Origin of the sequence: Thioalkalivibrio sp. AKL12, from assembly GCF_000377925.1 — a bacterium.
GTDB lineage: Bacteria > Pseudomonadota > Gammaproteobacteria > Ectothiorhodospirales > Ectothiorhodospiraceae > Thioalkalivibrio > Thioalkalivibrio versutus.
On the sequence record NZ_KB898889.1, the window covers coordinates 233,848 to 246,456 of the forward strand.

The 12,609-nt window shown below is 66.2% G+C and carries 14 protein-coding genes; 8 read left to right on the forward strand and 6 right to left on the reverse strand.

Going from position 1 to position 12,609, the window contains the following annotated elements:
• Positions 1 to 68: 68 nt before the first annotated feature.
• The 3 genes from D579_RS0101085 to D579_RS0101095 all read right to left on the reverse strand — a co-directional run bounded on the left by D579_RS0101085 (position 69) and on the right by D579_RS0101095 (position 1,656).
• Complete coding sequence (locus D579_RS0101085) at positions 69 to 512, reverse strand: type II toxin-antitoxin system VapC family toxin (protein ID WP_018950836.1); 444 nt, start codon at positions 510 to 512, stop codon at positions 69 to 71.
• Positions 496 to 723 (reverse strand): type II toxin-antitoxin system Phd/YefM family antitoxin, encoded by a 228-nt coding sequence (locus D579_RS0101090; protein ID WP_018938068.1) that lies wholly within the window; start codon positions 721 to 723, stop codon positions 496 to 498. The genes D579_RS0101085 and D579_RS0101090 overlap by 17 nt, the downstream gene beginning before the upstream one ends.
• A gap of 90 nt (positions 724 to 813) precedes the next feature.
• Positions 814 to 1,656, reverse strand: a complete 843-nt coding sequence (locus tag D579_RS0101095) for an ion transporter (protein WP_018649964.1) — start codon at positions 1,654 to 1,656, stop codon at positions 814 to 816.
• Between the two features lie 152 nt (positions 1,657 to 1,808).
• Between D579_RS0101095 and D579_RS0101100 the strand changes: the two genes are divergently transcribed.
• The gene (locus tag D579_RS0101100) at positions 1,809 to 2,411 is read left to right on the forward strand and encodes a bifunctional 2-polyprenyl-6-hydroxyphenol methylase/3-demethylubiquinol 3-O-methyltransferase UbiG (protein WP_018950837.1); all 603 of its coding nucleotides are present in this window, start codon (positions 1,809 to 1,811) and stop codon (positions 2,409 to 2,411) included.
• 40 nt (positions 2,412 to 2,451) lie between these two features.
• Here D579_RS0101100 and D579_RS0101105 read toward each other — a convergent pair whose 3' ends face one another.
• From D579_RS0101105 to D579_RS0101115, 3 genes are read right to left on the reverse strand one after another with little or no spacing between them, the layout of a single operon-like run.
• Positions 2,452 to 3,054: a nucleoside triphosphate pyrophosphatase gene (locus D579_RS0101105; protein WP_018175776.1), complete on the reverse strand. Its 603-nt coding sequence runs from the start codon at positions 3,052 to 3,054 to the stop codon at positions 2,452 to 2,454.
• Positions 3,047 to 4,882, reverse strand: a complete 1,836-nt coding sequence (oadA, locus tag D579_RS0101110; RefSeq protein ID WP_018950838.1) for a sodium-extruding oxaloacetate decarboxylase subunit alpha — start codon at positions 4,880 to 4,882, stop codon at positions 3,047 to 3,049. Before oadA ends, D579_RS0101105 begins: the two co-directional genes overlap by 8 nt.
• 20 nt (positions 4,883 to 4,902) lie before the next feature.
• Positions 4,903 to 6,321 (reverse strand): acetyl-CoA carboxylase biotin carboxylase subunit, encoded by a 1,419-nt coding sequence (locus D579_RS0101115; protein WP_018950839.1) that lies wholly within the window; start codon positions 6,319 to 6,321, stop codon positions 4,903 to 4,905.
• Positions 6,322 to 6,451: 130 nt separating this feature from the next.
• On the opposite strand from D579_RS0101115, the gene D579_RS0101120 reads away from it, so the two are divergent.
• The 7 genes from D579_RS0101120 (at position 6,452) to uvrC (ending at position 12,603) form a co-directional block, all read left to right on the forward strand.
• A complete protein-coding gene (locus tag D579_RS0101120) occupies positions 6,452 to 6,973 on the forward strand; it encodes a DUF177 domain-containing protein (protein WP_018175778.1) in 522 nt (173 codons plus the stop codon).
• Positions 6,974 to 7,083: 110 nt separating this feature from the next.
• Complete coding sequence (gene rpmF, locus D579_RS0101125; protein WP_018144163.1) at positions 7,084 to 7,281, forward strand: 50S ribosomal protein L32; 198 nt, start codon at positions 7,084 to 7,086, stop codon at positions 7,279 to 7,281.
• A gap of 99 nt (positions 7,282 to 7,380) precedes the next feature.
• Entirely contained in the window at positions 7,381 to 8,409 is a 1,029-nt protein-coding gene (gene plsX, locus D579_RS0101130; protein ID WP_018144162.1) for a phosphate acyltransferase PlsX, read from the forward strand.
• Positions 8,406 to 9,368, forward strand: a complete 963-nt coding sequence (locus D579_RS0101135) for a beta-ketoacyl-ACP synthase III (protein WP_018144161.1) — start codon at positions 8,406 to 8,408, stop codon at positions 9,366 to 9,368. The genes plsX and D579_RS0101135 overlap by 4 nt, the downstream gene beginning before the upstream one ends.
• Before the next feature lie 97 nt (positions 9,369 to 9,465).
• Positions 9,466 to 9,942, forward strand: a complete 477-nt coding sequence (locus D579_RS0101140) for a CYTH domain-containing protein (RefSeq protein ID WP_018144160.1) — start codon at positions 9,466 to 9,468, stop codon at positions 9,940 to 9,942.
• Positions 9,932 to 10,567, forward strand: coding sequence for a uracil-DNA glycosylase (locus tag D579_RS0101145; protein ID WP_018950840.1), 636 nt, complete (start codon positions 9,932 to 9,934; stop codon positions 10,565 to 10,567). The genes D579_RS0101140 and D579_RS0101145 overlap by 11 nt, the downstream gene beginning before the upstream one ends.
• Positions 10,568 to 10,776: 209 nt before the next feature.
• Positions 10,777 to 12,603 carry an excinuclease ABC subunit UvrC gene (gene uvrC / locus D579_RS0101150; protein WP_018950841.1) on the forward strand — a complete coding sequence of 609 codons (1,827 nt, stop codon included), beginning with the start codon at positions 10,777 to 10,779 and terminating at the stop codon, positions 12,601 to 12,603.
• The last annotated feature ends 6 nt before the right edge of the window (positions 12,604 to 12,609 follow it).

The window sequence follows — 12,609 nt, forward strand, 5'->3', positions numbered from 1 at the left end:
TTGGGTCGCGATGCGATTCGCTGCGCTCATCGGCATCCTGCCTACGGATAGGTTGGATGCCCGAGGCGTCAGAATCGACGAACGGTCAGCCCCATCGATGAAGCCGCATCCGCGAGGACGTTGTCTGCGGTGGCGATCACCGGAATTTGATGGTGGCGCGCGGTTGCGATGTGCAGCGCGTCCAGCGTCCGCAATGGATGTTCGGGATAGCGGGTGATCAGGTTGGTCGCTTCGTCGAACAGTGAGTCGTCGAAGGGATAGAGTTGTAACGAGGCGCTGGAGATGTCGTCCTGGAAGGTGGCGAAGATGATCGTTTCCAGTTCCTGCGGCAGCTCCCCTATGCGTCGGCGTCGTGCGAGCAGGGACCGCAGTTCGGTCGCTACCAGGCGGCTGATGATCGCGACGTCGACGCGCTGCAGATAGTCGACGAAGGCCTCGGATCCCGGTTCGTTCAAATACCACTTGGCCAGGGCACTGGTGTCGAGGTAGCTCCGTTCATCCGCGCTCGTCACGTTCTTCCCTCAGGAGGGTTTCCGAGGGAACCAGTGGTCCGGTGCGCTGGCGAAGTTCGTGGTGGTCGGGGCGCTGGCGCCCGCGACGAACGGGCAGGACCCGTGCAATGGGCTTTCCGTGACGGGTGATGGTGATTTCCCCGGACGCCTGGACGATTTCGTCCAGATGCCCAATGGAGGCTCGCATTTCGCGGACGTTGAGCTCTTTCATGGCGCCACCCTAAGTGTGCTTCATGTTTCGATATTGAAGCACACCGCCGTGTGTTCGGCAATGACGGGGCCGAGTGAGCAGTAAAGGGGGTTAACGTACGCGTTTCTCCAGCATGGTTTGCATGCGGGTCAGGCGTTCCTGGAGCTTGAGGGTTTCCTGCTGTATCTCGTGGATCTCCGCGTGCAGGGCCTGGTTCTCTTCGTGCACGCTGTCGTGGATCATCTGCTGCTCGATCTCCATCGAGCGGTCGTGCATGCGCTGCATGGCATCCACGATGATGGCGATGAACAGGTTCAGCACGGTGAAGGTGGCGATCAGGATGAAGGGCACGAAGAACGCCCAGGCCCAGGGGTAGATTTCCATCACCGGGCGGGCGATGTCCTCGGACCAGCCCTCCAGCGTCATCACCTGGAACAGGCTGTACATGGTGGCGCCGAGCGTGCCGAACTTCTGCGGGAAGGATTCACCAAACAGGCCGGTAGCGATGATCGCGAACACGTAGAAGATCAGCACCAGCAATCCCATGATGGAGATGATGCCGGGGATCGCCCGCAGCAGCGCCTCCACGATGAAGCGCAGCTTCGGCACCATGGAGACCAGGCGCAACAGACGCAGCACGCGCAGCACCGAAAATGGCCCCGAGGCCGGGATCAGTGCGATCCCCACCACGAAGAAATCGAACACGTTCCACGGGTTGCGCCAGAACCGCAGGCGGTAGACGAACAGCTTGGCCAGCACTTCGGCGGTAAAGATCGACAGGATGATGGCGTCCGCACTCAGGATCACCGGGCCCATCCAGCCCATTACGGTGTCCGAGGTCTCGAGCCCCAGGGTCAGGGCGTTCAGCAGGATCAGGCCAATGATGAAGCGCTGGGTCAGCCGGGCCTCGATAAAGTGTTCCAGGCGTGCGCGCAGCGTGGGGGTTTCGCTCATGGTGTCGAAGATCGTTGGAGTCCTTGGGGACGCGCAAGAGTAGGGTAAAGCCGGGGTTCCGGCAATCGCGCGAGCGCAAGCACGCGCCACGTCAGGAGTGCCTGGCAGACGGCACGAATGGACAGATTCCCGGGAACGGAAGGAGAGCAGGGATGTGGGATGAACGTTACGCCGAGGACGACTACGTCTACGGCACTGAACCGAATGATTTTCTGCGCGCGGCAGTGGCCAACGTGCCGCGCGGGCGGGCCCTGTGCCTGGCCGAGGGGGAGGGCCGCAACGCGGTGTTTCTTGCGCAGCAGGGTTTCGACGTGCTGGCGGTGGACAGCTCCGCGGTCGGCCTGCAGAAGGCCCAGCGCCTGGCCGAGGACCGGGAGGTACAGATCGAGACCCTGGTGGCGGATCTCGCCGATTACGCGATCGAGCCGGACTCCTGGGATCTGATCGTATCGATTTTTTGCCATTTGCCACCGGACGTTCGGCGCCGCCTGCACGCCGAGGTGGTCGCGGGCCTGCGCCCGGGCGGGGTGTTCATCCTCGAGGCCTATACGCCGGCGCAACTCGAATGGGGCACGGGAGGTCCGCCCACTGCGGAATTGATGATGAAGCGGGAGGCGCTGACCGAAGAACTGGAAGGGCTGGAGTTCGAAGAGGCCGTGGAACGCGAACGCGACGTGATCGAGGGGCGTTTCCATACCGGGCGCGGCGCGGTGGTGCAGGTCCTGGCGCACAAGCCGCGGAACGACTGGGGCTAGACGCGGGCGCGCCCGTTCTTGGACGTTGTCGGGCCGGTGTTCAGGCCGCTGCGGGCGGGACGGCCACACCCGCTTCGCGCAACCAGTTTCCCAGGGTGATCAGCGGTAGCCCCACCAGCGCGGTCGGGTCGTCGCCGCTCATGCGCGCGAACAGGCTGATGCCCAGCCCCTCGGACTTGAAGCTGCCGGCACAGTCCAGCGGCTGGTCCAGTGCAACGTAGCGCCGGATCTCCTCGGGGCTCAACTCGCGGAAGGTCACGGTGAACGGGACCTGGCCTGTCCGCACCTTCCCGGTGGCCGTGTCCAGCAGGCACAGGCCGGTGTGGAACGTAACCGTTTCCCCGGACAGCGCCGCGAGTTGCGCCTCGGCGCGGACGCTGTCGCCGGGCTTGCCGAGGACCTGCCCGGCGTGGCTGGCGTTCTGGTCGGAGCCGATGACCAGATGGTCGGGATAGACATCGGCGACCGCCCGGGCCTTGGCCTCGGCCAGGCGTGCCACCATCGCCTCGGGCAATTCATGCGCCAGAGGGGTCTCGTCCACCGCCGGGCGCGCGGTCTCGAATGGCAGATGCAGCCGCTCCAGCAGTTCGGCGCGATAGCGCGAGGTGGAGGCGAGGACCAGTCTTCGTGCGGTATCAGCCATCGTCGCCGTCGATCTCGATCAGAGCGTCGTCCGGATTGGCGGCGGCCCCTTTGGTGATGTTCACTGCGGTGACCGTGCCGGATACGGGTGCGGCGATCTCGGATTCCATCTTCATCGCCTCCAGCACCAGCACTGGCTGCCCGGCTTCGACCTTGTCACCCTCGGCCACCAGCACGTCGATGATGGTGCCGGGCATGGAGGTGGTGACGTCGCCCGGCCGGGTCGCACGGCGCGACTTCTTGCCTCCGCTGGCCCCGCGGCTGCGTTCGGCGCCGCCGTTGCCGGCGGTCTCGATGCTGTCCAGGGTCTCGATCTGGACCTCTTCCGGCATCCCGTCGACCGTCACGTACATCGGGCGGGTGTCCTCCCGGTGATGGCCGGAGCCGTTGACCTGGATGTGATAGGTCTCGCCGTGGAAGGTGACGTTGAACTCCACCGGGGCCGGGCAGCCGGCCTGGGTGTTCTCTGGCAGGTTGAGCGGTTCCGGGCTGAGCGTGCCGTCGCGGCGCTGCTCCAGGAATTGCCGACCCACCTCGGGGAACAGGGCGAAGGTCAGGACATCCTCCGGGCCCCGGGCGAGGTCTCCGATCTCGTCAGTCAGGGTGGCCATCTCCGGATTCAGCAGGTCGGCCGGGCGGCAATCGATGACATCGGCATTGCCGATGGCCTGTTGCCGCACGACGCTGTTGATCGGGCCGGGCGCCCGGCCGTAGTGCCCGGTCAGGTATTGCTTCACCTCGTTGGTGATGGTCTTGTAGCGCTCCCCGGCGAGGACGTTCATCACCGCCTGGGTGCCGACGATCTGCGAGGTGGGGGTGACCAGCGGCGGGTAGCCCAGGTCCTCGCGGACCCGGGGGATCTCTTCCAGCACCGCATCAAAGTGATCCAGCGCGTTCTGGTCACGCAGCTGGTTCGCCAGGTTGGAGATCATCCCGCCGGGCACCTGGTTGATCTGCACGCGGGTGTCGACGCCGGTGTACTCACTCTCGAAGCGCTGGTACTTCTTGCGCACCTCGTGGAAATACAGCCCGATCTTCTGCAGCGCGACCAGATCCAGGCCCGTGTCGTGCTCGGTGCCGGCGAGGGCGGCGACCAGGCTCTCCGTTGGCGGGTGGCTGGTGCCCCCGGCGAATGCCGAGATCGCGGTCTCGATATGCCGGCAGCCGGCCTCGATGGCCTGCCAGTGGCACAGCTCGGACAGCCCCGATGTGGCGTGGGCGTGCAGGTGGATCGGCACGTCCAGGGCATCCACCAGCTCGGTGACCAGCTCGCGGGTGGCGCTCGGGGTGAGCAGCCCGGCCATGTCCTTGATCGCGATGCTCTGTGCGCCCATCGCGACCAGCTCGCGTCCCAGGGCGACGAATTCGGCGGCCGAATGCACCGGGCCGGTGGTGTAGCAGAGCGTGCCCTGGGCATGGGCGTCGGCCTCGCGGGTTGCCTCGATCGCGGTGCGCAGGTTTCGCGCGTCGTTCATCGCGTCGAAGATGCGGATGATGTCGATGCCACCAGCGACCGAGCGCTCGACAAAGGCGCGCACCACGTCGTCGGCGTAGTGGCGATAGCCGAGCAGGTTCTGTCCGCGCAGCAGCATCTGCAGGGGGGTGTTCGGCAGCGCGGCCCGCAGCTGGTGCAGCCGCTCCCAGGGGTCCTCCTTGAGAAACCGCACGCAGGCATCAAAGGTGGCACCGCCCCAGGCCTCCAGCGAGTGAAAGCCGATGGCGTCCATCTGCTCGCAGATTGGCAGCATGTCCTCGGTGCGCATGCGCGTGGCAATCAGGCTCTGGTGGCCGTCGCGCAGGGTGACATCGGTGATGTGAACTCGGTCCATGGTCAGTCCGGTGGCCGGGGTTATAACCCGTGGTGGGCGGCGAGGGCTGCGGCAACCGCCACCGCCAGCTGGCGGTCCGAGCGCTTGCCGGGGAAGTGCGTCAGCTCCGGGTGGGCCGCGACGAACCCGGTATCGAAGTGCCCGCTGCGGAAGGTCGGGTGGTCAACGATGGCCAGGTGGAACGGGATGGTGGTCTTGACCCCGAACACGCCCATGTCCCGCAGGGCACGATTGGCGCGGGCCAGCAGGTCGTCCCACTCCAGGGCCCAGCAGATCAGCTTGGCGCACATCGAGTCGTAATGCGGCGGGATGGTGTAGCCGGTGTAGATGGCCCCGTCGGTGCGCACGCCCGGGCCGCCCGGGGCGAAGTAGCGGGTGATGCGGCCGAAACTCGGCAGGAAGTCGTTCTTCGGGTCTTCCGCGTTGATGCGGAACTCCATCGCATAGCCGCGGCGGGTGATCTGCGATTGTTCGTAGCGCAGCGGCTCGCCGGCGGCGATGCGCAGCTGTTCCTGCACGATGTCGACCCCGGTGATCATCTCGGTAACTGGATGTTCTACCTGAAGTCGTTTGTTCATCTCCATGAAATAGAACGAATCATCCGCGTCCATCAGGAACTCGACGGTGCCGGCGTTCTGGTAGCCGACGGCGAGCGCGGCGCGCACCGCCAATTCGCCTAGATACTGGCGCTGCGCCTCGTCCAGCTGTGGCGAGGGGGCGATCTCCACCAGCTTCTGGTGGCGGCGCTGCACCGAGCAGTCGCGTTCGAACAGGTGGATCGCATGGCCGTGGGCATCGCCGAGGATCTGCACCTCGATGTGTCGCGGATTGACCACGGCCTTCTCGAGGAAGATCTCGGTACTGCCGAAGGCACGGGTGGCCTCGGAGCGCACGCGCTCGAAGTTGTGCTCCAGAGCGGCGGCATCCTCGCACAGGCGAATGCCGCGTCCGCCGCCGCCATTGGTGGCCTTGAGCATCACCGGGTAGCCGATGCACTCGGCCACCTCCAGCGCCGCGGTGACGCCCTCCAGGTTGCCCTCCGAGCCGGGTGTGACCGGCACCCCGGCCTCAATCATCGCCCGGCGCGCGGCCACCTTGTCGCCCATGCGGCGGATCACCGACGCATCCGGGCCGACCCAGATCAGATTGCGGGCGGCGCAGGCCGCGGCAAAGTCGGGGTTTTCGGAGAGGAAGCCGTAGCCCGGGTGCACCGCGTCACAGCCGGCGGCGCGCGCGACGCTGATTAGGCGATGGATGCTGAGGTACCCGCCCATGGAGTCCGGGCCGATGGCGTAGGCCTCGTCGGCCTTCTTCACGTGCAGGGCGTGGCGGTCGGCATCGGTATAGACGGCGACCGAGATGATCCCCAGTTCGCTGCATGCCCGGATCAGGCGCACGGCGATTTCGCCCCGGTTGGCAATGAGCAGCTTGCGAATCAAACGGAAGGCCCCGGGCAGGTCGATAACAACCCGAGTATCGACGTCGTTTGGGGCGGCTGCAAGTTTCTGTTTCGCTTTGACAGATCGCCCTCGCGCGCGTATATTCCGCGCCCTTGCAACCGAGCCGTTTATGAGTCGCATCCCCGTTTCTCTTGACCCGTGGCAACCGCGTGCGCGGCACCTGGAATTCGAGGGTGACCTGCGTGCGGAAGAGCTGCCGCGGTTGCGTGCCGATGCCCTGCCGGGACACCCGTTGCGGGTGCACGCGCAATTCCAGCTGGAACGTGGGGCGCTGGACGAGATACGGCTGAGCGGGACGATTACCGGCGAGCTGTGGCAGACCTGCCAGCGCTGCCTGCAGCCGATGGCATGGGAATTCCGCCTCGAACCGGATGCCGTGCTGCTGCCACCGGAAGGCACGCCGGCGGGCATGAGCGAGGGCGATGACTTTGTCGCTCTCGAGGCGGATGGCCTGTTGCGCCCCGCGGCATGGGTCGAGGAAGAGATCCTGCTGGCGTGGCCACTGGTGCCGCGCCATGCGGATTGCGAACCCGCCGCCGGGGCCGAATTCGAGGAAGGCGAGGGCGCCGAAAATCCGTTCGCGGTGCTCGAACAACTCAAGAAGGGCGGCCCGGACCGGGGCGGCTCATGACGTGAGCGCCGGCCGGGGCATTGTCCGGGCCGAACCGTTATACTTGCGCCCGATTTGATACCGGGCTCACTCCCGTCGCCACGGGATTTTGATCAATCTGGAGATGCATCATGGCTGTTCAGCAACGCCGCAAGACTCGTTCCAAGCGCGATATGCGCCGCTCCCACGACAGTCTGACGGGCGCTACTCTGTCGACCGACCCGACCACCGGCGAGATCCATCGTCGTCACCACATGACTCCGGATGGTTTCTACCGCGGTCGTCAGGTGATCCAGCAGGCCGTCGAAGTCGACGAAGACGAAGATTAAGGTCCAGGGAATGACCGTCCCGGGGCCACGGCTGCGTTTGCGCCGTGGCCTTTCCGCGTTTGAATACGGCCGCTGTGCGGTCGTCCGTCGGGCCCGAGCATGACTGCCAGTTTTACCATCGCACTGGACGTGATGGGCGGCGACCACGGTGCGTCCGTCATCCTTCCGGCTGCGCGCCGTTCACTGAAGGTCGCAGACGATTTCCGCCTGCTGCTGGTCGGTGACCAGGAGACCATCGAGTCCGGGATATCCGGCTGGTCCGCGAGCGAACGCGAGCGGGTCGAGATGGTGCATGCCAGCCAGGTGGTCGGCATGGACGAGCTGCCGGCCGTGGCCCTGCGTACCAAGCGCGACTCCTCGATGCGGGTCGCCATTGACCAGGTGAAGAACGGGGCGGCCCAGGCCTGCGTCTCCGCCGGCAATACGGGTGGTCTGATGGCCACCGCGCGGTACGTCCTGAAGACCCTCCCCGGCATCGATCGCCCGGCCATCGCCACGGCCCTGCCGTCGATGAACGGGCATACCCACATGCTCGACCTGGGCGCCAATGTGGATGTCGAGGCCGCGCATCTGTATCAGTTCGCGGTGATGGGATCGGTGCTGGCGAATGCGGTGGACGGTCTGGAGGCCCCGCGGGTCGGCCTGCTGAACATCGGCTCCGAGGCGATCAAGGGCAATGACCGCGTGCGCGAGGCCGGCCGCATGCTGGAAGAATCCAGCCTCAACTACATCGGCTTCGTCGAGGGGAACGATGTCTACTGTGGCGATGTGGACGTGGTGGTCTGTGACGGCTTTGTCGGCAACGTCGCGCTGAAGATCAGCGAAGGCGTGGCCAAGATGATCTCCTCCAAAATGAAGGCGGAGTTCGATGCATCGGTGTTTTCTCGATTGTCCGGCCTGTTCGCCCTGCCGGTACTGCGCCGGATCCGTCATCGGTTCGACCACCGCCGCTACAACGGCGCTTCGCTGCTGGGCCTGCAGGGCGTGGTGATCAAGAGCCACGGCAGCGCCGACGAGCTGGCCTTCGAGCACGCGATCCGCATTGCCCGCATCGAGGCCGAGGCGAACATCTCGAGTCGGATCGACAAGCAGCTTGGCCAGCTCCTGGGCCAGGAGACAAGCGAGTGAAGCATGCACGCATCAGCGGGACCGGGAGCTACCTGCCCGAGCGCATCCTGACCAATGCCGAGCTGGAGGCGATGGTCGATACCTCGGATGCCTGGATCCGCGACCGCACCGGAATCCGCGAGCGGCATATCGTCGCCGAGAACGAGGTGACCTCGGATCTCGCGCTGAAGGCCGCCGAGCGTGCAATGGACGCCGCCGGCATCCGTGCCGCCGACCTCGACCTGATCCTGGTCGCAACCACCACCCCCGATCAGATCTTCCCCAGCACCGCGTGCATCCTGCAGGCCAAGCTGGGTGTGGGGGGCTGTCCGGCCTTCGATATCCAGGCGGTGTGCAGTGGGTTCGTGTACGCCCTGGCCACTGCCGACCGCTTCATGCAGAGCGACGAGATCCGGCACGTGCTGGTCGTGGGGGCGGAGACGCTCTCGCGCATTACCGACTACACCGACCGCGGCAACTGCATCCTGTGGGGCGACGGTGCGGGTGCCGTGATCCTGTCGCGTTCGCCGGACCCGGGCATCATCTCCACGCACCTGCATGCCGACGGCCACCACAAGAGCCTGCTGGAGGTGCCGGGTGGCGTGTCGCAGCCGGACAGCAACCCGGATCTCGACTTCATTCGCATGGAAGGCCGAGCCGTCTTCCGCGTGGCAGTGAATACCCTGGACCAGATCGTCGACGAGACCCTCGAGTACAACGGGATCGACAAATCCGAGCTGGACTGGCTGGTGCCGCACCAGGCGAACATCCGCATCATCCAGGCGACCGCGAAGAAGCTGAACATGTCCATGGACAACGTCGTGGTCACGGTGGATCGCCACGGCAACACCTCGGCCGCGTCCATCCCGCTGGCGCTGGATACCGCCGTGCGCGACGGTCGCATCAAGAAGGGTGACCTGATCCTGACCGAGGCCTTTGGCGGCGGATTCACCTGGGGCTCCGCGCTCATCCGGATGTAACCGGGGTCCGCGGACGCGTCATCGCGAGGCGCGCAGCGCCGTGGCGATCGACCGGGAGGGTCCTCGGCGTCCTGGGGAAACACAAGGAGCATTCGGCATGGGCCGCGAGATCGAACGCAAATTCCTGCTGGCCAGTGATGCCTGGCGTGACCGTGTCGTGCGTGCGCAGCGCATGCGGCAGGGCTACCTGTGCGGCAACGACCGTGCCTCCATCCGCGTGCGAGTGGACGAGGGCGGTGCCAACCTCAACATCAAGAGCGCGACCCTCGGCGTGGAACGCGACGAATACCAGTACGACATCCCCGTCGACGAGGCCCACCGCCTGCTGGACACGCTGGCCGGCCCGCAGGTCGAAAAGACCCGCCACTGGGTGGACGTCGAGGGCTGGGAATACGAGGTCGACGTGTTCGAGGGCGCCAATGCAGGCCTGATCGTCGCCGAGCTGGAGTTGCCGAGCAGCGACGCCGAATTCCCGCGTCCGGACTGGCTGGGCGAGGAGGTGTCGCACGACCCGCGCTACTACAACACCGAACTCGCCCGGAATCCCTATCGCGAGTGGCCGGATGCCTCCTAGCGAGATCTTCGCCGCGGACTGCCGCGCCTGCCCGCGCCTGGCGGGCTTTCTGGAGGACGTGCGGGCGAAGCACCCCGAGTATCACGCCGCGCCCGTGCCGTCCTTCGGCCCGCTGGATGCGCGGCTGCTGATCGTTGGCCTGGCACCCGGTATGCACGGGGCCAACGCCACCGGGCGCCCGTTCACCGGCGACTATGCCGGTGTGCTCCTGTACCAGACCCTGCACGAACACGGCTTCGCCAGTGCACCGGAGAGCGTGCGCGCGGACGACGATCTGGAACTAATCGACTGCCGCATCACCAACGCGGTCAAATGCCTCCCGCCGCAGAACAAGCCGACGACCGAGGAGATCCGCACCTGCAACGGGTTCCTCGCCGCCGAGATGGCGGCGATGCAGCCGCGGGTGATTCTGGCGTTGGGCAAGATCGCCCACGACGCCATCCTGCGCGCGAAGGGCCTGCCGCTGTCGAGTCTGCGCTTTGGCCATGGCGCCGAACACGAGCTGGATGCGCACACCCGTCTGATCGATTCCTACCACTGCTCGCGCTACAACACCCAAACCCGCCGCCTGACTCCCGCCATGTTCGACGATCTGTTCGCCCGCATTCGCACTTACCTCGCGTAGATGTTCCCATTGGGAGCCCACTCTCCCCGTCATTGCGAGCCGCCAAAGGCGCCGCGGCAATCTCCGAACGCTGCCCCATACGCCCCACCCGATTGCCGCGGCCCCTTCGGGGCCTCGCAATGACGGATTGAGGGTCCCGAGGTGGGATGGCGTCGGGCGGGCGGGGGCTATGCCGGGCGGCGGGGGAGTTCGGGTATCCTGAAACGATCATGAGTACCTCCGAAACCGGATTCGATCACAAGCGCTTTGTGCAGACGCTGACGCAGTCGCCTGGCGTCTACCAGATGCTGGATGCGGCCGGGAACGTGCTGTACGTCGGCAAGGCGCGCAACCTGAAGAGCCGGGTGCCCAGCTATTTCCGTGGGAGCGACGACCGCGGGCCGCGCATCCGCTCGATGGTGCGGCAGATCGCGGATATCCGCGTTGCGGTGACGCATACCGAGGCCGAGGCGCTGCTGCTGGAGGCCAACCTGATCAAGCGTCACCGGCCGCGCTACAACGTGCTGCTGCGCGACGACAAGAGCTACCCCTACATCTACGTCTCGAACCAGGAGTACCCGCGCCTGGGGTTCCATCGCGGCGCGCGCAAGAAGGGCATGCGCTACTTCGGGCCGTACCCCTCGGCCGGCGCGGTGCGCGAAAGCCTGGCGCTGCTACAAAAGCTCTTCCAGGTGCGCCAGTGCGAGGACAGCGTGTTCGCGCATCGCTCGCGCCCCTGCCTGCAGTACCAGATCGGGCGCTGCACCGCGCCCTGTGTCGGCTACATCTCCCCGGAGGACTACGCGCGCGACGTCGAGGCATCGGTCAAGTTCCTCGAAGGCAAGAGCGAGGCGGTGATCGAGGAGCTGATGGAGCGCATGGAGGCGGCCTCGACGCGTCTGGATTTCGAGCATGCCGCGCGCCTGCGTGACCAGATCGCACGGCTGCGCCAGATCTCCGAGCAGCAATTCGTCTCCGGCGGCGAGGGGGATGCCGACGTATTCGCCCTGGCGCAGGAGGCGGGGACCTGCGCGGTGGAGATCTTCTTCGTGCGCAACGGGCAGAATCTGGGCAACAGCGAGCTGTTCCCGAACGTGCCGGAGGCGACCGAGACCGACGAGATCATGGCCGCGGTGCTGGCGCAGTACTACGCGGAACGCGAGCCGCCGGCGCGCATCCTGCTGTCGCACGAGCCGCAGGGCGCCAAGACACTGGAGGCTTACCTGGCCGAGCGGCGGGGCGGCAAGGTCGCGCTGGCCTGGTCGCTGCGCGGCGACCGCGCACGCTGGCTGGGCATGGCGCAGCGCAATGCCGAACTGGCCCTGAAGACGCGGATTGCCAGCCAGGCGGGACAGACGGCGCGCCTCGATGCGCTGACCAGCGAGTTGGGCCTGGAGGAGACGCCGAAGCGCATGGAGTGCTTCGACATCTCGCACACCGGCGGCGAGGGCACGGTGGCCTCCTGCGTCGTGTTCGGGCCGGAAGGGCCGATCAAGTCGGATTATCGGCGCTTCAACATCGAGGGGATTGAACCGGGTGATGACTACGCGGCCATGCATCAGGCGCTCAGCCGGCGCTTTGCACGGCTCAAGAAGGGCGAGGGGCAGGAACCGGATCTCCTGTTCATCGATGGCGGCAAGGGCCAGGTGACCCAGGCGCTGAATGTGCTGGCCGACCTCGGGCTGGACCACATCAAGGTCGTGGGCGTGGCCAAGGGCGAGGATCGCAAGGCGGGCATGGAAACCCTGATATTGAGCGGGGTAGAGGCGCCCTCTATACTCCCCGCGCATTCGGGTGCGCTGCATTGGATCCAGCAGATCCGCGACGAGGCCCACCGCTTTGCGATCACCGGGCACCGCGCCCGCCGTGCCAAGGCGCGCAAGGAGTCCACCCTGGAGGCGATCCCGGGGTTGGGGCCGAAGCGTCGCAGCGCACTGCTGAAGCACTTTGGCGGCCTGCGCGGGGTCAGCCGGGCCGGGGTCGAGGAGCTGACCAAGGTGCCGGGGATTCACCGCCGGCTCGCGCAGGCGATTTACGACCAGTTTCACGAGAGTTGAGCCACT

What these genes read in the sequence shown, in the direction of transcription:
- D579_RS0101090 (WP_018938068.1), bottom strand. Translation starts at nt 723, where the DNA reads ATGAAAGAGCTCAACGTCCGCGAAATGCGAGCCTCCATTGGGCATCTG.
- D579_RS0101095 (WP_018649964.1), bottom strand. Translation starts at nt 1,656, where the DNA reads ATGAGCGAAACCCCCACGCTGCGCGCACGCCTGGAACACTTTATCGAG.
- D579_RS0101100 (WP_018950837.1), top strand. Translation starts at nt 1,809, where the DNA reads ATGTGGGATGAACGTTACGCCGAGGACGACTACGTCTACGGCACTGAA.
- D579_RS0101105 (WP_018175776.1), bottom strand. Translation starts at nt 3,054, where the DNA reads ATGGCTGATACCGCACGAAGACTGGTCCTCGCCTCCACCTCGCGCTAT.
- oadA (WP_018950838.1), bottom strand. Translation starts at nt 4,882, where the DNA reads ATGGACCGAGTTCACATCACCGATGTCACCCTGCGCGACGGCCACCAG.
- D579_RS0101120 (WP_018175778.1), top strand. Translation starts at nt 6,452, where the DNA reads ATGAGTCGCATCCCCGTTTCTCTTGACCCGTGGCAACCGCGTGCGCGG.
- rpmF (WP_018144163.1), top strand. Translation starts at nt 7,084, where the DNA reads ATGGCTGTTCAGCAACGCCGCAAGACTCGTTCCAAGCGCGATATGCGC.
- plsX (WP_018144162.1), top strand. Translation starts at nt 7,381, where the DNA reads ATGACTGCCAGTTTTACCATCGCACTGGACGTGATGGGCGGCGACCAC.
- D579_RS0101140 (WP_018144160.1), top strand. Translation starts at nt 9,466, where the DNA reads ATGGGCCGCGAGATCGAACGCAAATTCCTGCTGGCCAGTGATGCCTGG.
- D579_RS0101145 (WP_018950840.1), top strand. Translation starts at nt 9,932, where the DNA reads ATGCCTCCTAGCGAGATCTTCGCCGCGGACTGCCGCGCCTGCCCGCGC.
- uvrC (WP_018950841.1), top strand. Translation starts at nt 10,777, where the DNA reads ATGAGTACCTCCGAAACCGGATTCGATCACAAGCGCTTTGTGCAGACG.